This window comes from Actinotalea sp. C106, from assembly GCF_023630195.1.
Lineage (GTDB): Bacteria > Actinomycetota > Actinomycetes > Actinomycetales > Cellulomonadaceae > Actinotalea.
In genome coordinates, this window is sequence record NZ_JALPKN010000250.1 from 1 (window position 1) to 4674 (window position 4674).

The following is a 4674-nucleotide window of genomic DNA, read 5'->3' on the forward strand; positions in this document are numbered from 1 at the left end:
GTCGTGGCGGTGACCGCGACCGGCCGCGAGGGCGACGACCTCGCGGCCGCCCTGCGCTGCTACCTCCCGGCCGACGACGTCGCCGTGCTGCCGTCCTGGGAGACCCTGCCGCACGAGCGGCTCTCGCCGCGCAGCGACACCGTGGCCAAGCGGCTCGCGGTCTTCCGTCGCCTGGCCCACCCCGACGAGGGCAGCGTCCAGGGCGGTCCGGTGCGGGTGCTCGTCGTCCCGGTCCGGGCGCTGCTGCAGCCGGTGGTCGCGGGGCTCGGCGAGCTCGAGCCGGTGGCCCTGCAGGCCGGGGCCCAGGCCGACCTCGAGGACGTCGTCGAACGCCTGGTGGCCGCCGCGTACACCCGGGTGGACATGGTCGAGCGGCGTGGGGAGTTCGCGGTGCGCGGCGGGATCCTCGACATCTTCCCGCCGACCGACGACCACCCCCAGCGGGTCGAGTTCTGGGGGGACACGGTCGAGGAGATCCGCTGGTTCGCGGTCGCCGACCAGCGCAGCCTCGAGGTCGCGGTGGACGGCCTGTGGGCCCCGCCCTGCCGCGAGATCCTGCTGACCGAGCCCGTCCGGGCCCGCGCCGCAGCCCTGGTCGAGCAGCTTCCCGGGGCTGCGGAGATGCTCGAGAAGCTCGCCGAGGGCATCGCCGTCGAGGGCATGGAGTCCCTCGCCCCGGCCCTGGTCGAGGAGATGGTGCCGTTGCTGGACCTGGTCCCGGCCGGTGCCCTGCTGGTCGTCGCCGACCCCGAGCGGGTGCGTCGTCGGGCCCATGACCTCATGGCCACGACCCAGGAGTTCCTCGACGCCGCGTGGACCGCGGCCGCCGCCGGGGGCAGCACCCCGATCGACCTGCGTGCGGCCTCCTTCGCGGGGTACGCCGAGACCCGCGAGCTCGCCCTAGAGCGCGGCCTGGGCTGGTGGACCCTGAGCAGCTTCACCCTCGCCACCGACGAGCTCGCCGCCCAGGACGAGGCGGCCTCAGGTGCCACGCAGGCCGAGACCACCCCTGGCGCGGGGCCCGACGGCGAGGCGACGAGCCTCGTGGTCGGGGCACGGGACGTCCGCGGCTACCAGGGGGACGTGCAGCGCGCGGTCACCGACCTGCAGGGGCTGCAGCGCGAGGGCTGGAGCCTGGTGCTCACCACCGAGGGGCACGGCCCGGCGCAGCGCATGGTCGAGCAGCTCGGCTCCCTCGAGGTCCCGGCCCGCCTGGTCGGTGAGATCACCGAGAAGCCCGTGAGCGGCGTCGTCCTGGTGACCCCCGCCCCTGTCGGTCGGGGGTTCGTCGCGGACGAGCTGCGGCTCGCCGTCTTCTCCGAGGCGGACCTGACCGGCCGGGCCGGCACCTCGACGCGGGACATGCGGACCATGCCCTCGCGGCGCCGCAACACGGTCGACCCGCTCGCCCTGCGCCCGGGGGACTTCGTGGTCCACGAGCAGCACGGGGTCGGCAAGTTCGTCGAGCTCGTGCAGCGCACCATCGGCAGCGGCCCGACGGCGGGACGCCGCGAGTACCTCGTCATCGGGTACGCGGCCTCCAAGCGGGGCCAGCCCGGGGACCGGCTGTACGTGCCGACCGACCAGCTCGACCAGGTCACCAAGTACACCGGTGGCGAGTCGCCCAGCCTCAACAAGATGGGCGGCTCGGACTGGGCCAAGACCAAGGGGCGGGCCCGCAAGGCCGTCAAGGAGATCGCCGGCGAGCTCATCCGCCTGTACTCGGCGCGGATGGCCACCCAGGGGCACGCCTTCGGGCCGGACACCCCGTGGCAGGCAGAGCTCGAGGACGCCTTCGCCCACGTCGAGACCCCCGACCAGCTCGTCACCATCGAGGAGGTCAAGTCCGACATGGAGAAGACCGTGCCGATGGACCGCCTGGTGTGCGGCGACGTCGGCTACGGCAAGACCGAGATCGCCGTCCGTGCGGCGTTCAAGGCCATCCAGGACGGCAAGCAGGTCGCGGTGCTCGTCCCCACGACCCTGCTGGTCCAGCAGCACCTGGACACCTTCGCCGAGCGTTACGCCCCGTTCCCCGTGACCGTCAAGGCCCTGTCCCGGTTCCAGACCGAGTCCGAGTCCCGCGAGGTGGTCGACGGGCTGGCCGACGGCACCGTCGACCTGGTCATCGGCACGCACCGCCTCATCACGGGCTCGGTGCGGTTCAAGGACCTCGGCCTGGTGATCGTCGACGAGGAGCAGCGGTTCGGCGTCGAGCACAAGGAGACCCTCAAGCAGCTGCGCACCAACGTCGACGTGCTCGCGATGAGCGCGACCCCCATCCCGCGCACCCTCGAGATGGCCGTGACCGGCATCCGCGAGATGTCGACCCTGGCCACCCCGCCCGAGGAGCGGCACCCGGTGCTGACCTTCGTCGGGGCCTTCGACGAGAAGCAGGTCACGGCGGCCATCCGGCGCGAGCTGCTGCGCGAGGGGCAGGTCTTCTACATCCACAACAAGGTCGACTCGATCGAGCGCACCGCCTCACGGCTGGCGGAGCTGGTCCCCGAGGCCAGGATCGCCACCGCCCACGGCAAGATGGGCGAGCACCGCCTCGAGCAGGTGATCGTCGACTTCTGGGAGAAGAGGTTCGACGTCCTGGTCTGCACCACGATCGTCGAGACCGGTCTGGACATCTCCAACGCCAACACCCTGATCCTCGAGCGGGCCGACCTGCTCGGCCTGTCCCAGCTGCACCAGCTGCGCGGGCGCGTGGGACGTGGCCGGGAGCGGGCCTACGCCTACTTCATGTATCCGCCCGAGCGGCCGCTCACCGAGACCGCCCACGACCGGCTCGCGACCATGGCGGCCAACACCGACCTGGGTGCGGGCATGCAGATCGCCCTCAAGGACCTCGAGATCCGCGGGGCGGGCAACCTGCTGGGCGGCGAGCAGTCCGGGCACATCCAGGGGGTCGGCTTCGACCTCTACGTCCGCATGGTCGGCGAGGCCGTCGCGGCCTACCGCGGCGAGGCCGAGGAGCGTCCGGCCGACGTGACCCTCGAGCTGCCGGTCGACGCGCACGTGCCGCACGACTACATCGCCCACGAGCGGCTCCGTCTCGAGGCCTACCGCAAGGTCGCCGACGCGACGACGCCCGAGAAGATCGAGGCCGTGCGTGCCGAGCTGACCGACCGGTACGGCACGCCCCCCGAGCCGGTCGAGAACCTCTTCGCGGTGGCGGCCTTCCGCAACCGGGCTCGCGGGGCAGGCCTGACCGACGTCACGGCCCAGGGCAAGTTCGTGCGGTTCGCGCCGGTCGAGCTCGCCGAGTCCGCGACCCTGCGGCTCAAGCGGCTCTACCCCGGGACCGTCCTCAAGCCCGCGGTGCGCACCGCCCTGGTGCCCTTCCCGACGACGGCACGCATCGGGGGCCGCCCGCTCGCGGGCCGCGAGGTCCTGGCCTGGGCGGCCGAGCTCATCGAGGCCGTTCTCGGGGGCGACGTCGCAGCGGCGGCCGCCGTCGGGACACGGGCGACGGAGGGCACCTGAGGTCTACCACGGACCGGCGCACCCGGCGCGGGGCCCGGGTCGCCTACGATGTTCGGCGCGGGTGCCGCCAGGTGCCCTGACGAGGGAGGCGTGCACGTGAGGGTGCGGACGGCAGCAGCGGTCGCAGCAGCGACGACGACGGCGATGCTCGTGACGGGGTGCTCTGGCACCCCTGGTGCGGCAGCCGTGGTCGAGGGACGCACGATCACCCAGTCGACCCTCGACGCGGCGCAGCAGGACCTCGCGCCGATCTTCCAGGGGGTCGACGCGCGCACGGTGCTCGTGGGGCTGATCGTCGCCCCGTACTTCCTCGAGGCGGCGGCCGAGAACGGCGTGGCGGTCTCGGAGGAGCAGGCCGTCGAGGTCGTCAACCAGGGGCTCGCGGAGAGCGGTCAGGAGCTGTCCGAGCTGAGCGAGGGTGCCCTCGAGGTGCTCCGCTTCTCGCTGGCCTCCCAGAGCCTGCAGCAGCTCGAGGACGCCCCCGCGATCATCGGCGAGGTCGAGGCGGAGATCTTCGAGGCGGACGTCACGATCAACCCGCGGTACGGCGAGCTGGACCCCGAGACCGGCCAGATCGTCGCCGAGACCCTGCCCTGGCTCCACGTCGGGGAGTGACCCGTGCCGTCGACCGGTGACGGGACGGCCGAGCTGAGCGAGCTCGTCGCCGTGATGGACCTGCTGCGCTCGCCCGGTGGCTGCCCCTGGGACGCCGAGCAGACCCACGCCTCGCTGGTCCCGTACGCGATCGAAGAGGTCCACGAGGTCGTCGAGGCGATCGAGAGCGGAGACCGGGCAGACCTGCGCGAGGAGCTCGGCGACCTGCTCCTGCAGGTGGTCTTCCACGCCCGCGTGGCCCAGGAGCACCCCGCGGAGCCCTTCGGCATCGCCGAGGTGGCCGCAGGGATCACGGCCAAGCTCCGACGCCGGCATCCGCACGTCTTCGAGGTCGAGGAGCCGGGCCGCGGCGGCTCGGGCGAGGCCCCGGTGGGCAGCGAGGACCAGCACGCCCGCTGGGAACGCATCAAGAAGACCGAGAAGAACCGCGCCTCGGTGCTCGACGGCATCCCCGCCGGGCTCCCGGCCCTGGCGCGCGCGCAGAAGGTGCTCGGCCGCGCCGACCTTGCCGGGCTCGTGGCCGGGCTCGTGGACGGGGACGTGGCAGCCGGGCCCGACGCAGGGGCC

The 4674-nt window shown here is 73.1% G+C and carries 3 protein-coding genes; all 3 read left to right on the top strand.

The features are described 5' to 3' along the window. The coding region (gene mfd, locus L0B03_RS14170; RefSeq protein WP_250446890.1) for a transcription-repair coupling factor at positions 1 to 3492 on the top strand (3492 nt) is incomplete at its 5' end. A gap of 96 nt (positions 3493 to 3588) precedes the next feature. After that, complete coding sequence (locus L0B03_RS14175) at positions 3589 to 4107, top strand: hypothetical protein (protein WP_250446892.1); 519 nt, start codon at positions 3589 to 3591, stop codon at positions 4105 to 4107. 3 nt (positions 4108 to 4110) lie between these two features. Then, positions 4111 to 4674: MazG family protein (locus L0B03_RS14180; protein ID WP_250446894.1), on the top strand; the 564-nt coding region annotated here is incomplete at its 3' end.